At 53.1% G+C, this 17295-nt stretch carries 16 protein-coding genes and 1 pseudogene; 4 read left to right on the top strand and 13 right to left on the bottom strand.

From position 1 onward, the window contains the following. Window positions 1-182 precede the first annotated feature (182 nt). Together QZ305_RS02110 and QZ305_RS02115 are read left to right on the top strand one after the other, a co-directional pair. Window positions 183-983 carry a mechanosensitive ion channel family protein gene (locus QZ305_RS02110; protein WP_294729841.1) on the top strand — a complete coding sequence of 267 codons (801 nt, stop codon included), beginning with the start codon at window positions 183-185 and terminating at the stop codon, window positions 981-983. After that, window positions 967-1524 carry a DUF5662 family protein gene (locus QZ305_RS02115; RefSeq protein ID WP_294729842.1) on the top strand — a complete coding sequence of 186 codons (558 nt, stop codon included), beginning with the start codon at window positions 967-969 and terminating at the stop codon, window positions 1522-1524. Before QZ305_RS02110 ends, QZ305_RS02115 begins: the two co-directional genes overlap by 17 nt. Before the next feature lie 197 nt (window positions 1525-1721). On the opposite strand, the gene glmS is transcribed toward QZ305_RS02115, so the two are convergent. From glmS to rsmG, 5 genes are all read right to left on the bottom strand, one after another. Then, the gene (glmS, locus tag QZ305_RS02120; RefSeq protein WP_294729843.1) at window positions 1722-3533 is read right to left on the bottom strand and encodes a glutamine--fructose-6-phosphate transaminase (isomerizing); all 1812 of its coding nucleotides are present in this window, start codon (window positions 3531-3533) and stop codon (window positions 1722-1724) included. Between the two features lie 215 nt (window positions 3534-3748). Beyond that, window positions 3749-4489 carry a GntR family transcriptional regulator gene (locus QZ305_RS02125; protein WP_294729844.1) on the bottom strand — a complete coding sequence of 247 codons (741 nt, stop codon included), beginning with the start codon at window positions 4487-4489 and terminating at the stop codon, window positions 3749-3751. Window positions 4490-4551: 62 nt separating this feature from the next. Further along, on the bottom strand, window positions 4552-5430 hold the full coding sequence (locus QZ305_RS02130) for a ParB/RepB/Spo0J family partition protein (protein WP_294729845.1): 879 nt from the start codon (window positions 5428-5430) through the stop codon (window positions 4552-4554). Next, the gene (locus tag QZ305_RS02135; protein ID WP_294729846.1) at window positions 5423-6208 is read right to left on the bottom strand and encodes a ParA family protein; all 786 of its coding nucleotides are present in this window, start codon (window positions 6206-6208) and stop codon (window positions 5423-5425) included. The genes QZ305_RS02130 and QZ305_RS02135 overlap by 8 nt, the downstream gene beginning before the upstream one ends. Then, complete coding sequence (gene rsmG, locus QZ305_RS02140; RefSeq protein ID WP_294729847.1) at window positions 6196-6909, bottom strand: 16S rRNA (guanine(527)-N(7))-methyltransferase RsmG; 714 nt, start codon at window positions 6907-6909, stop codon at window positions 6196-6198. Before rsmG ends, QZ305_RS02135 begins: the two co-directional genes overlap by 13 nt. Window positions 6910-6970: 61 nt before the next feature. Here rsmG and QZ305_RS02145 point away from each other — a divergent pair, with 61 nt between their 5' ends. Both QZ305_RS02145 and QZ305_RS02150 read left to right on the top strand, forming a co-directional pair. After that, window positions 6971-7597 carry a DUF4230 domain-containing protein gene (locus QZ305_RS02145; RefSeq protein ID WP_294729848.1) on the top strand — a complete coding sequence of 209 codons (627 nt, stop codon included), beginning with the start codon at window positions 6971-6973 and terminating at the stop codon, window positions 7595-7597. Continuing rightward, window positions 7594-8640: a hypothetical protein gene (locus QZ305_RS02150; RefSeq protein WP_294729849.1), complete on the top strand. Its 1047-nt coding sequence runs from the start codon at window positions 7594-7596 to the stop codon at window positions 8638-8640. The genes QZ305_RS02145 and QZ305_RS02150 overlap by 4 nt, the downstream gene beginning before the upstream one ends. 160 nt (window positions 8641-8800) lie before the next feature. Here QZ305_RS02150 and QZ305_RS02155 read toward each other — a convergent pair whose 3' ends face one another. The 8 genes and pseudogenes from QZ305_RS02155 to QZ305_RS02190 form a co-directional block, all read right to left on the bottom strand. After that, window positions 8801-9913, bottom strand: coding sequence for a CDP-glycerol glycerophosphotransferase family protein (locus QZ305_RS02155; protein WP_294729850.1), 1113 nt, complete (start codon window positions 9911-9913; stop codon window positions 8801-8803). A gap of 50 nt (window positions 9914-9963) precedes the next feature. Continuing rightward, entirely contained in the window at window positions 9964-11181 is a 1218-nt protein-coding gene (locus QZ305_RS02160; protein WP_294729851.1) for a CDP-glycerol glycerophosphotransferase family protein, read from the bottom strand. Then, window positions 11159-12178, bottom strand: a complete 1020-nt coding sequence (locus tag QZ305_RS02165) for an acyltransferase family protein (RefSeq protein WP_294729852.1) — start codon at window positions 12176-12178, stop codon at window positions 11159-11161. Before QZ305_RS02165 ends, QZ305_RS02160 begins: the two co-directional genes overlap by 23 nt. Next, window positions 12175-14613, bottom strand: coding sequence for a glycosyltransferase (locus tag QZ305_RS02170; protein WP_294729853.1), 2439 nt, complete (start codon window positions 14611-14613; stop codon window positions 12175-12177). Before QZ305_RS02170 ends, QZ305_RS02165 begins: the two co-directional genes overlap by 4 nt. Window positions 14614-14672: 59 nt before the next feature. Next, window positions 14673-15059, bottom strand: a pseudogene (gene tagD, locus QZ305_RS02175) (glycerol-3-phosphate cytidylyltransferase); the annotation flags it as partial. Window positions 15060-15173: 114 nt separating this feature from the next. Next, window positions 15174-15404 (bottom strand): hypothetical protein, encoded by a 231-nt coding sequence (locus QZ305_RS02180; protein ID WP_294729855.1) that lies wholly within the window; start codon window positions 15402-15404, stop codon window positions 15174-15176. A gap of 143 nt (window positions 15405-15547) precedes the next feature. Further along, window positions 15548-16363 carry an ABC transporter ATP-binding protein gene (locus tag QZ305_RS02185; RefSeq protein ID WP_294729856.1) on the bottom strand — a complete coding sequence of 272 codons (816 nt, stop codon included), beginning with the start codon at window positions 16361-16363 and terminating at the stop codon, window positions 15548-15550. A gap of 10 nt (window positions 16364-16373) precedes the next feature. Then, window positions 16374-17204: an ABC transporter permease gene (locus QZ305_RS02190; RefSeq protein ID WP_294729857.1), complete on the bottom strand. Its 831-nt coding sequence runs from the start codon at window positions 17202-17204 to the stop codon at window positions 16374-16376. Window positions 17205-17295: the final 91 nt, after the last annotated feature.

A 17295-nucleotide genomic window follows, 5' to 3' on the forward strand; every position in this document is an offset into this window, starting at 1 on the left:
CTTTAGGTAAAGGGCTTCTCGCCGATTTCACGCTTCAAACTGTAAAAGACGGGATGGTAACAGAAAAAATCAGTCCGGGCAATCCCGAAGAAACAAAAACCATCATCCTGTGTCTCCCGAAGCCAGGGACCCGGCTCTGAAAAACAGACCGCCCATGGTACGATATCCGGGAGGTGATTGCCATGTCTGCTGACATCAACTGGGAGAAACTGGGAACCACGCTGTGGCTGCCTGTTCTGGAAATCTGTGCCGGGCTGATTCTGGGGCCCTTTGTGAAGCGGATGATTCTGCGCATGGCCCGCAAGGCCCCCAACAAAGGGGTGCTGACGTTTCTGGCTTCCCTGGTCAATGTGGTGATCATGGGCCTGTCCTTTCTGCTGGCCATGGAACAGCTGGGATTCAAAATGTCCGGCACGCTGAGCCTGCTCTCGGCAGTGGGACTGGGGATGACACTGGCTCTGAAAGACAACATGGCCAATGTGGCCGGAGGGCTGCAGATTCTCCTCACCCGCCCTTTTGCCGTGGGAGACTACATCTCCGTGGGCGGCAATCAGGGGACTGTGTCCGGCATTGAGCTGATGTATACCACCGTGCGGACCAATGGAAGCAAGGAAGTCATCATTCCCAACTCCCTGCTGGTCAGCGATACGATCGTGAACTGGAGCAGGGATCCGCTTCTGCATCTGACCGTGCATCTGCATTATCCGCTGCCGGGCAACGTGACCGAAGCCCTTGCCAAAGCCAGCGGCATCGCTGCCGGCTGTCCGCAGAAACTGCCGGAGGAAGAGGTGCAGGTGTGGTGCTCGTCTCTGCACAAAAACCAGGCCAAACTGGCCGTATCTGTTCCCATTCACGGAAAAGATGTGAAACCCGCCAGACGCTGGCTTCTGACAAACCTGGCAGTTCTCACCGACCGAAGAGATCAGGCAGCGCAGCCTGCTGCCGGCACCACACAGGAGGAACAGGATGATCACCAGAGCTAACATCAAAGGCCATCTTCACACCATTAACGTCCACAAAGCCCTTGTCATGCGGCTGTGCTTTCGCTGCGGCCTGTACAGACAGGGGATTCTGCATGATCTTTCCAAATACAGTCCCCTGGAACTGAAAACCGGATTCCGGTATTACCAGGGAAACCGTTCCCCCATCGACGCGCAGAAAGAGCAGGAAGGCTATTCCTTTTCCTGGCTCCATCACAAGGGGCGCAATCCCCACCACTGGGAATACTGGCTGGACAACGGACCGCAGGGCGTTCATCCGGTGAAAATGGAACGCCGCTATGTGGCGGAAATGTTCTGCGACCGGGTCGCTGCCAGCATGGTGTATCAGAAAGACAAGTACACGGACCGTTCTGCACTGGAATACTACCGGGCCGGCAAAGACCGGATCATGATCCATCCGGAAACTGCACGGGATCTGGAATATCTGCTGGAATACCTGGCTGACAACGGTCTGGACCTGACGCTGGACTTCATCCGCCGGGTCTATCTGCCGGCAGGACTGGAGCAGATGTTGCCACTGTGATGCTGATCTCTGCCTGTTCATATGAAAAAAGAACAGGCATGCATGTGTTGTCCGCTTTGCATGGTCCCGCACCGGAAAGCCGGATCCCCGCAGGAGAACTGTCGTTCCTGCGGACATCCGGCTTTTTCGTATCCTGTCTGTCCAAACCGTCAGGTTTCACCGACCTGTGCTGACAGGGATGTCTGAAAGCTGCAATCTTACTCCACGGTTACGCTTTTGGCCAGATTCCGGGGCTTGTCCACATCGCATCCCCGCTTTTCCGCCGCTTCAAAAGCCAGCCGCTGCAGCAGGATCGTGACCGGAATCACCGCCAGATACGGGTGCACATCCGGGATCCGGATCACGTCCTGAAATCCTTCGGCGTTCTGACTCTGTCCCGTGATCAGCGTCACATCTGCACCCCGGGCCATAGTTTCCCGAATGTTGGAAATCGTTTTGGCAGCCACCTCCGGCTGCGTTGCCAGAGCAATCACCACGGTCCCCTCTTCGATCAGGGCAATCGGTCCGTGTTTCAGCTCACCGGCATAATAGGCATCCGCATGAATGTAGGAAATTTCCTTCAGCTTCAGCGCTCCTTCCAGCACACTGACATAATCCAGCTGCCGGCCAATGAAGTACGCATCGTGACGGTCTTTCAGCGCCTCTGCCCCATGACTGATCCCGTCCGGAACAGCCTCCAGCATATCCTGGGCCACCCGGGGCATCCGGGCCAGATCCTGTACCAACCTGCGCCGGTCCGGCACCAGTGCGCCGTACAGGTCCGCCAGCTTCAGCACGATGGCTGCCAGAAGCACCAGCTGCGTGGTGTAGGCTTTGGTGCTGGCCACGGCGATTTCCGGACCCGCACAGGTGTACAGTGCGGCGTCCGACTGTCTGGCCAGACTGGATCCCAGCACATTGGTCACCGACACACAGGGAGCTCCCGCTTTTTTCGCTTCCTTCAGCGCCGCCAGCGTATCCGCAGTTTCTCCGGACTGAGAAATGAACAGACACAGTGTGTCCGGTCCCAGGGGATAGTCTCCATACCGGAATTCACTGGCCGGAATGCAGAAACAGGGAACCGGGATCCATTTCCGGAACAGATACTGCGCATACAGTCCTGCATGCCAGGCGGTGCCGCAGGCAATGAAATACACGGCTTTCATGTCGTGCATATCCAGAAAGTCCAGCTCCGGCATATTCACATCTTCCTGGAAAATCCGCCCCCGGAGCGTTTCCGAAAGCACATAGGGCTGCTCATGCATTTCCTTTTCCATAAACGTGTCAAAGCCGCCTTTCTGTGCTGCCTGCACGTCATAGTCCACATGCAGCCATACCGGCTGGACAGGTTTTCCGTCAAAATCATACAAGCGGATCCCATCGGGTTTCAGTACCGCAATCTGCCGGTCTTCCATCGCCACGATATCCCGGGTGTATGCCAGCAAAGCCGGAATGTCGCTGGCGCAAAGGGAAGCCTGTTCTGTCTGCCCCAGGACCATAGGAGAATCCTTCCGGGCAGTATAGACGGTATCCGGAAAATCCGTGCAGACAGCGCACAGGGCAAAGCTTCCATCCAGATACCGGACTGTTTTCCGGACAGCCTCCAGCATATCTCCCCTGTAGTAGTAATCCAGCATATGCACGATCACTTCGCTGTCGGTTTCGGAATGAAAATGGTATCCTGCATCCTCCAGAAACTCCCGGATCGGCCGGTGGTTTTCAATGATGCCATTGTGCACAATGGCAATGGTTTCCGTCTCATTCACATGAGGATGCGAATTCAGATTGCTTGGGACCCCGTGGGTCGCCCACCGGGTATGACCAATGCCCGTGGTCTGCGGCCACCGGCCGCCTTCCATGGACGCCGCCAGCGTGGCCAGACGTCCTTTTGCCTTGACTGTTGTCAGTCCCTGACCGGACACCAGTGTGACCCCTGCAGAGTCGTACCCCCGGTACTCCAGCTTTTCCAGTCCCTGCATCAGAAAAGGCAGTGCAGGCGTGCTGCCTGCACAGGCTGTGATTCCACACATAAAAAAACCTCCATTCTTCATGGAGGGTACCGGCAGCAGGTCTGTTCAGCTCTCGCGAACTGGTTTTGTCTGCTGCCTCAGGCTGTACCTGCCTCCAGATCATCCGCCGAATCTTTCGATCAATCTGGTCCTCGTCAACTGCGAAGGCAGTCCTGGCGCTTATGCTGTTTCTGACTCCATGAATGGAATCACTATACAGAACTTTAACAGATTTCTCAATGGCTCTGTCTGGAACTCAGGTCGATCCGGTACCGGTAACGGTCTCCCCGGAAATAGGAAATGGTGTATTCCACCGGGTCATTGCGCAGGTCGTATCCCGTCCGCTGACGAACCAGCAGCGGCGACCCTTCCGGAATCCCCAGTTTTTCTGCCACCTGACCGGAAGCCAGATCGGAATACAGCTCATCATGGGACAGTGCCGGCTGACTGCCGGTGATCTGTTCATAGAGACCATACAGTGAGCCGCTGTATGCATCCCGGTCTTCCGGAAATCCGAGACCGCAGGGAATCCAGGTGCGGAAGAACACAATGGGCTCGCCGTCTGCGGTTCTGATCCGGTCGATCCGCAGACACTCTTTGCCGGACTCAAACGCTGCCTGCACTTCAACAGGGGGCACTTCCCGCACCACCTGCACAAAAGGCGTGTCAATGGCATGACCCTGCTGTTCAAATTCCGCCGTCAGACTGATCAGCTGATTCACGTCTTCTTCAATGCCCTTGCGCCAGATCACCTGTGTACCGCGTCCCCGGGAACGCTCCACATAGCCTTCCTGCTCCAGACTGGATATTGCCTGGCGCACAGTGATCCGGGACACACCATACTGGTTCTGAAACACGATTTCTGCCGGAATCGTCTCATGGCGCGCATATACGCCATTTTCGATGTCCTGACGGATGATTTCCTTCAGCTGCATATACAATGGCTGGGCACCCCGCCCGAAATCCAGATTCTTCATAATTCTCTCTTCTCCTGAACACGCTCCTTCCTGCAGCAGCAAGGCAGCCGCTGCAGATCCGGTCATGCCTCTTTCTCGGTAAGACCCAGAAGCTCCAGGATCCGGGTCAGATCTTCATCATTTTCGTAATGGATGCTCACGGACGAACCGCTGATGCGGACTCCTGTCTGAAAGAAACCTTCCAGTTTTCTGGCGGCATCCTTCACAAACACATCATCCGCCGGACTGAGTTTCTCCGGCTTTTTCATATTCTCCTGTCTGACCAGCTGCTCCACTTTCCGGACAGACAGACCCTGAGATACAGCTGTTTTGGCGATTCTGCGCATCTGGTCTTCACTTTTCAAAGACAGCAGCGCCCGTATGTGTCCCATGGACAGTTCCTTGCGGATGGCATACTGCTGCACATCCTCCGGCAGCCGCAGCAGCCGCAGCGTATTGGCAATGTGCTCCCTGGACTTGCCGATGCGGTGAGCCAGCTGATCCTGCGTATAGTTCAGACTCCTGATCATCTGCTGATAGGCACGGGCTTCCTCGATGACATTCAGATCTTCCCGCTGAATGTTCTCCAGCAGTGCAACCTCCATCATCTCCTGGTCGCTCATCTCCACAATGATCGCCGGAATTTCCCCCAGTCCTGCCATACGGGACGCCCGCAGACGCCGTTCTCCGGCAATCAGGTCGTATCCCTGCACACTTTTCTTCACCAGAACCGGCGTAAACACACCATGCTGCCGGATGGACTGGGACAGTTCCTCCAGACCCGCCTGATCAAATACTTTCCGGGGCTGATAGGGATTCGGCCGGATCTCGCTGACGGGTATCTTTGTCTGTTCTCGGACCCGTTCATCCTGCTGACCATTCTGAATATCATCCAGGACCCGGGTCACATCCCCGCTGAAAATGGCCCCCAGGCCTTTGCCCAGGCCGGTGTTTTTACTCATTCTCTTCCTCCTGTCGGGCACGTTCCAGAATCTCCTCTGTCAAAGCCTCGTATTTCTGCGCTCCTGTGCACCGGGGATCGTACTGGAAAATGGACAGTCCGCGGCTGGGAGCCTCCGACAGCCGGACATTTCTCGGAATGGAAGTCTGGTACACCAGACGGCCGAAAGTCTGTCGCACTTCCTGGGCCACCTCCACCGACAGCCTTGTCCGGATGTCATACATCGTCATGAGAATGCCTTCGATCCGCAGACGGGGATTGGACGTATGCTGCACCAGCCGGATTGTGATCAGCAGCTGGGTGATTCCTTCCAGGGCATAGTATTCGCACTGCACCGGAATGAGCACGGTGTCCGCAGCTGTCAGAGCGTTGGTGTTCAGAAGCCCCAGGGAAGGAGGACAGTCAATGAGAATATAGTCATAGTCTTCCTTCAGCGGCGCCAGCGCCTGCGCCAGCAGCTGTTCCTTTCCGGTATCCAGCTTGTCCATTTCCAGGTCCGCCCCGGCCAGGGCCAGATTCGCGGGCAGAATGTCAAAGCCGTTGGCCTCGCTGTGCACCACTGCCTCCTGCACCGGAACACCCTCCATGAGAACGGAATACACCGTGGGCTGGTCCTCCGTGGAAAACGCCGACAGTCCCTGGGAAGCATTGCCCTGGGAATCGAAATCCACCAGCAGCACTTTTTTGCCCGCGGCAGACAGGCCTGCAGCCAGATTGATGGCTGTGGTGGTTTTTCCCACGCCGCCTTTCTGATTGGAAATCGCCATCACTTTTGCCATGCATCATCCTCCAGAGGGTGTTTCTTGATCTGACCGAAATTGCGGGGATATCTCCGGTCCGAGAGCCCCTGTTTTTCAAAATACAGATTGACACGGTTTCCTGCTTCCAGGGACGTATCCGTTTCCCGGATCAGTTTCAGATGAAGTGCCTTCAGCGCCGGTGCAGCAGCCGCCAGTTCATCCTGCGCCCCGGGGCCCTTCAGTGCAATGATCAGTCCCCCGGGCCTGGCCAGCGGTGCCGTGAGCTCCAGCAGGATCGACAGCCTGGCTACCGCCCGGCTGCACACCGCATCAAAGCAATCCCGGTGGTCCGCCGCAAACTCCTCCGCCCGCTCCGGCACGATTTCCAGTCCCTGAAGCTGCAGAGAATCCTTCACTGCTTCCAGAAACCGGCAGCGTTTCTTCAGCGGTTCCACCAGTGTGACTTGAATATCCGGCCATGTGATTTTCACAGGAATACCCGGAAATCCCGCACCGGTTCCGATATCCGCCAGTGTGCGGATATCCATGTCCGCAAAAGGCAGAATGGAATCCAGAAAATGCTTTTCCCAGATCTGAGACGGCTCTGTAATCGCCGTCAGATTCATCTTTTCATTCCATTCAATCAGCAAATCTGTATATGTACGGAACTGCTGCATCTGGTTATCGCTCAGCTTGATGCCTCTGTCCAGGCAGGCAGTCCGGAATTCCTGTTCAGTCATTGACGAATTCTCCCTCTTCTGTACCCGCCATTATATCACATCGGTATGATACAATTACGCCATGAAAAGAATGACCAGTCTGCTGGCGGCACTGCTGATCGGTGTGATCGCCGGCGCATTTCTGTTCTTCGGCGCCGTGAACCTGAACATTGTACAGTCACAGCCTGAAGTAACCGGCAAAGTGGTGCTGCGGGAGCTGGAATCTGCCAGCAGCCTGATCACCACCCGCTACAACTACAGCAAAGTCGGAAAGTACGAGAATTCTCTGGAAATCAACGGCTGGAGCATTCCCCTCACCGACAAATTCTTCATCCTCACCTACGATGGACAGGCACTCCTGGGCTGCGATCTGGACACCGCCCAGGTGGATGTGAACAAATCCGCAAAAACCATCACCGTCACGCTGGACCCGGTGAAGATTCTCTCCAGCTCCATTGATGAAAAGAGCATCGAAGTCTACGACGAATCGAAGAACCTGTTCAATCCCATCAGCGTGAACGACTACAAGGAATTCGCCTCCCGGCAGAAGGAAGCAGTCGAAGAGGAAATCCGCTCCAAACCGGTATTCGAAGAAGCAAAGGAAAACACCGTGAAAGCCATTACGGAAATCCTCGGACTCACGGACGGCATCCGGGATGTCTACACAGTACAGGTTGAATTCAGAGAAGGCGCAGAAGACAACACATGAAGCGCCTTCTTGCTTTTCTGACAACCGGACTGCTGATCGTCAACAGCATTCCCTATCCCCAGCTCATGATGAAAACCGCCGTGCTCAAAGTTCCCGACCGCACAGGCACGGAACCGGTCAGCTACGAAACCATCGCGAAAATGCAGCAGGAACTAGCCGCCTGGCCGGTCCTCACTCAGGCCGGTCTGCAGGCCCATGAACAGGAAAAAAACGCCGGCACCTACGTCATCCCCGGCATGAAATCCACCCTGTCCATGGACAGAGACGGACGTCCGGATACCTGTGTGGACATGACCCCCCAGGGTCTGGCAGTCACCGACGACTATATTTTCATCTCTGCCTACTGCCACGAAAAAGAACACAATTCCGTTCTGTACATGATCAGCCGGGACAGCCACGAGTTTGTCAAAACCATTGTTCTGGAAGGCCAGCCCCATGCAGGATCTGTGTGCTGGGATCCCGTCTGGAAACATCTGTGGGTCTCCACCGGCTACACCAACAACGCCAGCGCCAGCTACCTGCGAATCCGGGACATCGAAAAATACAGCTTTTCCCAGACCGGAAAACCGCTGCCCTGGTACCGGACACAGAAACTCACCCAGCTCACCAGAAATTCCTTCATGACCTGTTACGACAGCCGTCTGTATGCCGGAACCTTCACGCTGGACGAACCCACCATGCGTCTGCAGAGCTTCGATCTGATTCCTCCCGGACGCATGGCCCGCAGCGGGACCATAGCCGGCAGTGCCATCATCGGCCAGCAGTGTCAGGGAATCACCTTCACGGACGACTATGTTTTTCTGACTTTCTCCTACGGACCCTACATCCCCAGCACCCTGTGCGCTTACCCCAGAACCGCAACCCGGTTTCTGAAAAGCGACGCCATCCGCTCCTGGCAGCTGCCTCCCTGCCTCGAACAGCCCTATGCCCTGGACAACACGCTGTATCTGATGTGGGAAAGCCCCGCCCGCTGCTTCCGCAATGAGCTCATGACGCACATTGACCGTGTCCTTGCTCTGGACATCAGCCGCATGATGCACTGATCCGCTCCCGAATCCTTCATCCAGTCCGCTGCCCCCTGGTGCCTTTTGTCGCACCAGGGGGATTCTGTTTATCCGGACCCTGCAGCCATCCACCTGAAAACCGGGACCTGCCTCCCGGATTACACAAAAAAAGCGTGAGTTCTCAGCTCTTCGCCGCCTCTCACGCCTGGGATCCTGCTTCCATCATCTCATCAATCAGCGCACATACCCGCTGTGTATTGCCGCCGCCGGTATGAGTCAGGTATTTGTCCCTGAAATCGTCCAGCTTCTTCCAGTCATACCGATCCAAGTCCTTCACCGCCTGCACCAGCTGCTGTTCACTGAACGTCACAGCACCCGGGAAATCCGCTTCATAGGGCATGTTCAGCCCTATCGTGTTTCTGTATTCCTCCAGATCCGGCACATAGCTGATCATGGGTTTCTGCAGCAGAGAATAGTCAAAAATCACCGAAGAGAAATCCGATACCATCGCCGTGCTCAGATGCATCAGCGCATACAGATCCTCCCCCGAAAGATCCAGACTCCTGTCATCCACCTCAATCGTCTGCCGAAGCAGCGGATGATACTTGGACACCAGGATCCAGTCCTCCGGCAGATCCTTCACCACTGCCTGCGCCGAAAACGAAGCAGGCCGCATGCCATCCATGATATTTCCCCGAAACGTCGGTGCATACAACAGGATTTTCTTTCCCTTCAGCTGCGGATACTTCTCCAGCAGCACCCGGGCTTTTTTCTCCATTGCCCCGGCATCCAGCAGTGTATCCAGCCTGGGACACCCTGTTACCTGCACCTGCGCCGGCTGAACCCCGAACGCCTCGCTGTAAACCCGCTGCCACACCGGGGAACAGGCCAGAACCGCATCATAATTGCTCACCGTGTACTTCCGCCGGATCTGGTTGCCAAACCGCTTCACCGCCCCGCACGCATGCCACACCTGCAGCACCTTCGTCGATTTCGGTTTCATATGCGAAATCACATAGTTGTTGTCATTGAGAATCACCAGCTGACTGCGCTTGATCTCCACCAGCTGCCGCAGACAGTTCAGAAAATACAGGAAGTCCCCCCAGAGATTCTTCCGGAATACCATGAGATCATACCGGATCTCCCACCGTCCATCCTTTTTCAGCTGCTCATCAATCAGTGCGAAATCACTGGTCAGACGATTGTGCGTCAGAGAAATGAAGGTGATGGTCCCGGGTTTGGGCTTGATCCAGAACGTGCAGATATCCACAATCCGCAGACAGAAATTCAGTATCAGTATTTTCAGTCCCATGACCCTCACCTCCTTCTTCACTGCCGATGCGGCTGCGCCTGGCCCGGGCTTCAGCTGTCTTCAGGCCCGGTTCCGGCATTCAGTCTGCCGGCCAGCCAGTCCAGCACTCTGGCGGCTGCATGGCCGTCTTCCCGGTTATTATACCGTTTTGTGAACACGGGATACCGGGAATCGTCGAATTCCCCCGCTGCCAGATCTTCCAGCAGAGACTCTTCCTGCCGGTAAATCTTTCCGGGAAGTTCAGTTTCGATGTCCATGTAAAAGCCCCGCAGATCGCCGGCATAGCTTTCCAGATCATACATGTAAAAATACACCGGCCGTCTGAGAATGCCATAGTCGAAGAACACCGAGGAGTAATCCGTTACAAGCGCATCCGAGACCACATACAGCTCCCGGATATCCGAATCCGCCGGTACTGAGATCAGAAAATCCTTCAGATCCGGATCATCCCGGAATCTGTTTACAATCAGATAATGAGGCTTGAACAGGACCACCGTATCCGGTCCCAGTTTTTCTTTCCATTTTCTGAAATCCGCCTTCAAGTCAAACGTGTACCCGGATGCCTGCCAGGAATCATCCCGCCAGGTGGGGGCATAGAGAATCACCTTTTTACCCGCCGGGATTCCCAGTTCCCTGCGGATCCGCTGCACATCCTCTTCGGTACAGGAAGACAGAAAATCATTCCGGGGATATCCGGTTTCAATCAGCTTCTCCGGCTGTATGCCGAATGCATGGGGAAAGACTTCTGTGCAGAAGGCATTGGGGCTGATCATGGCATCATATCTGGCAGAGTCCGTATCATAGGTGGCGCACATCTGTTCATATGACAATCCGGAGCGGTAAAATGTCTGCCCCGGCGCCGCATCAATGTCGTGTCCCAGTTTTTTCAGCGGCGTGCCGTGCCAGGTCTGCAGATAGATCTGGTTTTTCTTTTTATACAGGTACACCGGCATCTTGCAGTTGAAGATCCAGACCTTCGCCCTGGCCAGATGGAAAAAATAGGAAAGGGACAGGTAGCGGATGACACTGGCACCGGGAATAGTTTCCTGTTCCGGACTGCGCAGTACCCAGACAAACCGATACCCGGAAAACTGCGGATCTTTCTGCATGGCTTCATAAATCGCCCGGGGATTGTCACTGCAGCTTCGGCCGTGGAAAGCCAGAAACAGAATCATATGCCGGTCAACGGGTACCAGCCGGCACAGGATCCGGTACAGAAAAGCAAAAAGCGGAACCAGTGATTTTTTAAGAACTCTGAGCAGTTTCATGGGTTGCACCTGCTTTCCGGAAAAAAGAACACTGAACCAGCCATTTCAGCGGGTTCTGCAGCAGCCAGACCGTGGGAATCTCTGCCAGCATGACAAGACACACCGCCCCTGCGGTGATCATCCAGGGACTGGCTGTCCACATTTCCATAATGTCTCGGGCCATCCCTGTGTAGTGAAATGTCGTATGGGTCAGGTAAATCAGCATGGAATTCCGGCCGCACCAGCCAAGCCAGTTCATTCTGAGGTGCAGATTCTGAAGCATCATCAGAATCCCCATACAGGTCGCCGAAGCGGATGCAAAAAACAGAACGGGATTTCCGAGAATGGAATAGTGGATATCCGGCTGCGCATTGAGCATGCCGGTGACAAACCCGACTGCCACCAGCAGAAAACCGTTGAGCAGGCTCACTGGAAGTCTGTTCTCATGACGCCGGTACCAGTATCCGAGGCTGGTGAACACAGACAGGACCAGAGTCCGGTTGATCAGATTGCAGTAGAACATCAGGCTGTCGGGCTGATAGGGATCATGGGCAGCGATTGCACCGGAGCTGAACAGCGTGATCAGACACAGCAGTCCTTCCCATCTGAGCAGTCCGGTTTTCCGCAAAAAGAAAAACAGGAGAGCCGAGAGAAAGAACGCAGGAAGATACCACAGGGCGCCGTCACCGGAAAACAGCAGCAGCCGGCTGATGGGATCAATGAATTCCTCAGGATCGCTCTCCACAAAGAAATTGATGACTGCCTTGAGAAAGGAGAAAACAGCAAAGGGATACAGCAGCACCCGGGTTTCCTTCCGGGCATACTGTCCGAATGTCTGACGCACCGGCTTCATTCCCTGCAGATATCCGTTGACTGTCAGAAACAGCGGCAGATGAAAGGAGTAAATCCATTTTTCCAGCCCGGTTTCTCCTGTCATCAGATGCCCTGTCACCACAAGGATGATGGCAATTCCCTTGGCATAGTCCAGGACCGGGTTTCTGCTTGCGGTGGCTGTCATTCCAGGATCTGATAGAATTCCTGCAGCGCCTGCCTGTTGAAGGCTTCTGCATCAAAGGGCTTCAGCTTCAGGGTGTGATCATAGGCTTTGATCATGCCTTCATACAGCCCCTGCTGGCTGTCATCCACCAGCTCGCCATATCCCTGTTCCAGAAACTCCCTGGGGCCGGTGATATTGGTGGAAATGACCGGCTTGTCCAGAATGAGGGCTTCCATGATGGACATGGGAAGTCCTTCATAGAAGGAAGACAGAATGAAGCAGTCACATTTGGCCAGTACCGGGAAGGGGTTGGAGAGTGACTGAATCAGAATCACGCGGTCCAGTCCGTGATCCTGACAATATTCGCAGAGTTCCCTGTATTCCTGACCATGACCGCCAATGATGAACAGGGCAGACTGGGGATGATTCCGGTGGAATTCTTCAAATGCCAGGATCAGCCGCTTCAGGCCTTTTTCCGGAGAATACCGGGCAACGTCTATGAATTTGTACAGCGAAGAATCATTCAGTATCTCTTCGATTTCCTTTTCTGTATGCGTGGATTCTGTATTGGCGTCAAAAGCGAATGGCAGCGCCGCATTCTCATGAATGCGCTCGATATTGTTGACGTTGTGCACCACTTTGATTTTTTCATCGGCAATGCCGGGCACCAGTTCCTTGATTTCCGGAACCATGCTTTCCCGGATCGGCACAATGGTGTCGTAATCTTCATAGGCCCTGAGAATGGACGGAATGTGATAATTTGACCGCGTATCCTTTTCCTTGCGCATATCATTGTGGACATAAATAACCCGGTGAGTATTTTTCAGCTGTCCGAACAAAGCAGCAATGTTGCGCTCGTAGCCGGTAAAGTGGATCACGTCCGAGAACTGGTTTTCTGCGAAAATCCGCCTGGCTTCCCGCTGGAACATCGCATCTATGCGTTTCAGAACAAATTTGGAAGTGATATTGAATCTGTAATACAGCAGCTGACAAAAGGCATCCATGATCGTGATATCCTTCCATCCCTGGATGGAGATATAGGATATATCTTTGGGAAAGTCGGAAATCACATAATTGTAGCGCTGTACTCTCTGTTTGAAGAACATGACAAAGAAGTTGTATTTTTCTGTATCCAGATGATTCAGCAGTCCCCGAAGTGATGTGGTCAAACCGTTCTGCGCCAGAGACCCGCCAAAAATCAGCACATTCTTCTTCCCGTTCCGGTAGGATTTTCCGTCAATCAGATGCAGATCATGCTTTCCGAAGAAAATCTGGTCTCTGATCATTGCCGCTGTATCCTGATGATCCCAGGGATCAAAACGCTCAATGAACTCTGTATAAGGGCGAACCTCCGGATCATTGATTTCCCGGATCAGTTTCTGAACGGTATCAGCTTTGGGAAACGGCAGTTCTTCATAATCCATGTACACCCCGCGGGTGGCAAAGTATTCATCTTCGTCATAGGCAAAGAGAACGATTTTCCGTCTAGTGTTCGCAAAATCAAAGAACACGCTGGAGTAATCGGTCACCAGACAGTCCGCAATGGACAGAAATTCGTAGGTTTCATATTCTTTGGGGAATGGCCGGATATGGCGGTAGCCTTCATATTCCAGTTCCGCATTGAGAAAGTTGTGCAGATTCACATAGAATATCTGATCATCCCGCAGGCGTTTGTCAATTTCCATCAAAAAGTAGCGGACCGCCAGCAGCTGTTCCTGCACGGACCGTTTTGCCACAGTTCCCCGCCAGGTGGGCATGTAGGCAATGATCTGATATTCTGTCAGTTCCAGCTTTTCCCGGAGCCGCTGCTGCTGCTCTGTCTGATAAAATACGTAGTTCCTTGGATATCCGTTCAGCGAGTAGTTTCCCGGGAACAGTTCATCCAGCATGTAATCCCGCCGCATGTGAGAAAACGTGAATTCATTGGGATACAGCAGATAATCTGCCATGAAGAAATTCCTCTGCGTATTGCCGATTTCATTGGGAGCGGAAATGATGGAGCGCCCAAGGGTTTTCAAAGGCGTGCCATGCCAGGTGTTGAAATACATCTGTTCCGGTCGTTTGATGAAATAGACAGGAAGGGTAGAGTTGTTGAACAGATACTTCGCTGTGGCCAGAGCCTTGCAGTACTGATGGGAGTGCACTTCCACAAGTTCGTAATCAGTAAAACCATGGAAATCCAGAAAACGCTGCACTTCTTCATGGTTTTTCCGGTTGCAGGCAATGACTTTATGATAATCACTCAGTCTCGGGTCTTCGGCAATGGCTTTGTAAATGTAGAAAACATTTCCGGAAAAATTATTGGCGCTGTAGGATTCGAAAAAAATCAGCTTTTCATCAATGGGTTCTTTTTCGTAGTAACTGGTGAAATGAAATCTCGCCCGGTACGCGCGGTTTTTTCGAAAACTGCGGACGTTCCGTTTGATGGCTTTCCAGGTCCTGGTGAATGTGCTCATTCAATCCCCAGCTCCTTCCCGTCACCGTCTGCAGGATTTTCATCCTTTCTTTCGGCTTTCTTCGATCCCAGTTCATCCTTGAGCTGGGTCGTGGATATCCCTTCAGTCCTGGGAAGATAGACAACCTCGCAGTATTCTTTCAGCTCGTCGAACTTTCCTTTCCAGTCATCCCCCATGACAAACACATCCACATCGTGGTCCTGGATGTCCCTGACTTTCTGATCCCAGGAGGTTTCCGGTATCACTTCATCCACATAGCGGATGGCTTTGACGATCTCCATGCGGTCCTTGTCGCTGATCTGGCATTTTTTCCCCTTGACTGCATTGAAGGCATCACTGGATACACCCACGATCAGATAGTCCCCCAGTTCCTTTGCCCGTTTCAGCAGATTCAGATGACCAATGTGGAACAGGTCGAAAGTTCCATATGTGATTACTTTTTTCATGAGATTTTTCTCCTTGTCATGTATTGCGCCATTGCGGTGTCATCCGTGCAAAATGCCTCACCGCATTGCTGAACCCTGTCCGGTTCACGGAAATGATATCCACATCCGAATCAGTCAGGCCTTTCCGGATCTCCCGGATCCATCATCGGCAGCAGGAGGGACCAGCCCCCAAAACACTTGTTTCAGTTCACGAATCAGGGCAATATTTCTGCATTGTACAGGTATATTGTCCTCCATTCCGGCGGTTTTAACAATTTCAATGAATGCTTTGACCTGCGAACGATATGAATGCACTTCCACGATATAATTTACCGATTTGTCATATCTGTCAAATACATCCGTCATGGAATGGACCCGTCCTCCGTTTTTGTCCCCGGCTGTCAGGCTGTATACCTGTCACATCCCGGCAATACTCATGCAGCTGGCCAACAGATAACCGAAAAACAGGACAGCAGACAATTCTGCCATCCCGTATATCGTCATGAATTTCACGAAAACAGCCGTTTCCAGCCTTTTTTCGGCTCTTTGGGCAGCAGCCGCTTCTTGAATTTCTCATCCAGAAAATCCCGCTTTTCCTGTCCCTTCATGGCATTCAGCTTTTCCACATAGGCGGCGTAGTGATCCGCAACTTCATTCACCGGTCCCATTTCCACCAGCTGTCCGCCTTCGATCCACATTCCGGTGGTGCAGAAATTGCGGACCTGGTCCAGGGAATGAGAGATGAAGAAGATTGTCTTTCCGTCGTCATTGCGAAGCTGCATCATGCGGTCCAGACATTTTTTTGCAAATCCTCTGTCACCCACGGACAGGGCTTCGTCGACAATGAATATATCCGGATTCAATGCCAGGGAAATGGCAAAACCCAGACGGGATTTCATACCCGAGGAGTATTTTTTCACAGGCTGATAGAGAAAATCTCCGATTTCCGCAAAATTGATCACATCCTGCGTGATTTCTTCAATACGCTTCTTTTTCAGCCCCAGAAGAGCTCCTTTCACTTTGATGTTTTCCAGACCAGTCAGCTGGTTGTTGAGTCCTGTGTTGATGGCAATCAGACTCTGCTCACCGTTGACTTCAATGGTTCCGGAGTCAATATCGGAAATTCCCGACAGCAGCAGCGAGAGTGTGGATTTTCCGGATCCATTGGTCCCCAGTATCCCCACCACATCGCCTTTTTTTACCTCAAAGGATACATTTTTCAAAGCATAGAATCTGGAGGAATCAGTTTTGTGCTGGTTGTCCTTGTTCCTCAGGTCATAGATTTTTGAAACATCTGTGGCCCGAACCGCAATATCCGCTTCCATGAAACACCTCCTAGATCAAATCAATGAACTTCTTCTTGAACTTGTACATCAGCAGACAGCCGGCTGCAAACAGCGCCAGAACAATCAGCCAGAAGCACAGAGTCTGCGCCGGATGCTGCCAGAAAAACTTGTGGTAGAAAATCGATTCTCTGTACCCGTTGACCAGATAATACACCGGGTTGATTTTCATGATCAGATTGATGGCTTTTGCAAACGGAACATGACTTCCGAACTGGCAGTCCCAGATAATCGGCGAAAAATACATGAGCATGCGGGTCAGGGATACAATCAGTTTCCGCACATCCCGCCACAGCATGGTCAGAACCGACAGAATCAGTGCCACTGCCTCCACAAAGCAGAAAGCCGCGAAGATGTAATACAGCAGGGAAATCCACCACCACTGCGGGTAGTAGCCGCAGGCCAGCAGCGTCACCAGGGCAATCACCAGCATGCAGCCGTGATTGAAGAACTCCTTGCAGATGACAGTTGCAGGCAGAACCGAAACCGGAAACTTCATCTTCGTAATGACATTCACCTTGGAAAAAATGGCATTGCACCCATTTGTGATGCAGGGCTGCACGAACCACCAGCAGGCATACCCCACCACCAGCCAGGGAAGATAAGCCACGGTGATTCCATTGACTTCCACCGGCTTGCGGTTCCAGGCAATGCCGAAAATCAGCCAGTATGTCAGAACCTGAATGGCCGGGGAGAGAAAATTCCAGACAATGCCGAATTTGGAATCCCGCATATCTGCAAGCAGTTCATATTTTGAAATGCTGTAAATGCGATACAGGTTGCTGAAATTTTCCCTGATCACATAGCGCATGGCTGTAAACACGGGCCACACTCCTTTCTGCACGGGCGGATTCCGGATCCGCCAGACATGTTTCACAGAATCAAAGGACCATGGTCCTTTTTTCTTCTTATCC

This window comes from uncultured Faecalibaculum sp., from assembly GCF_910588395.1.
In the GTDB taxonomy this organism is placed as follows: domain Bacteria; phylum Bacillota_I; class Bacilli_A; order Erysipelotrichales; family Erysipelotrichaceae; genus Faecalibaculum.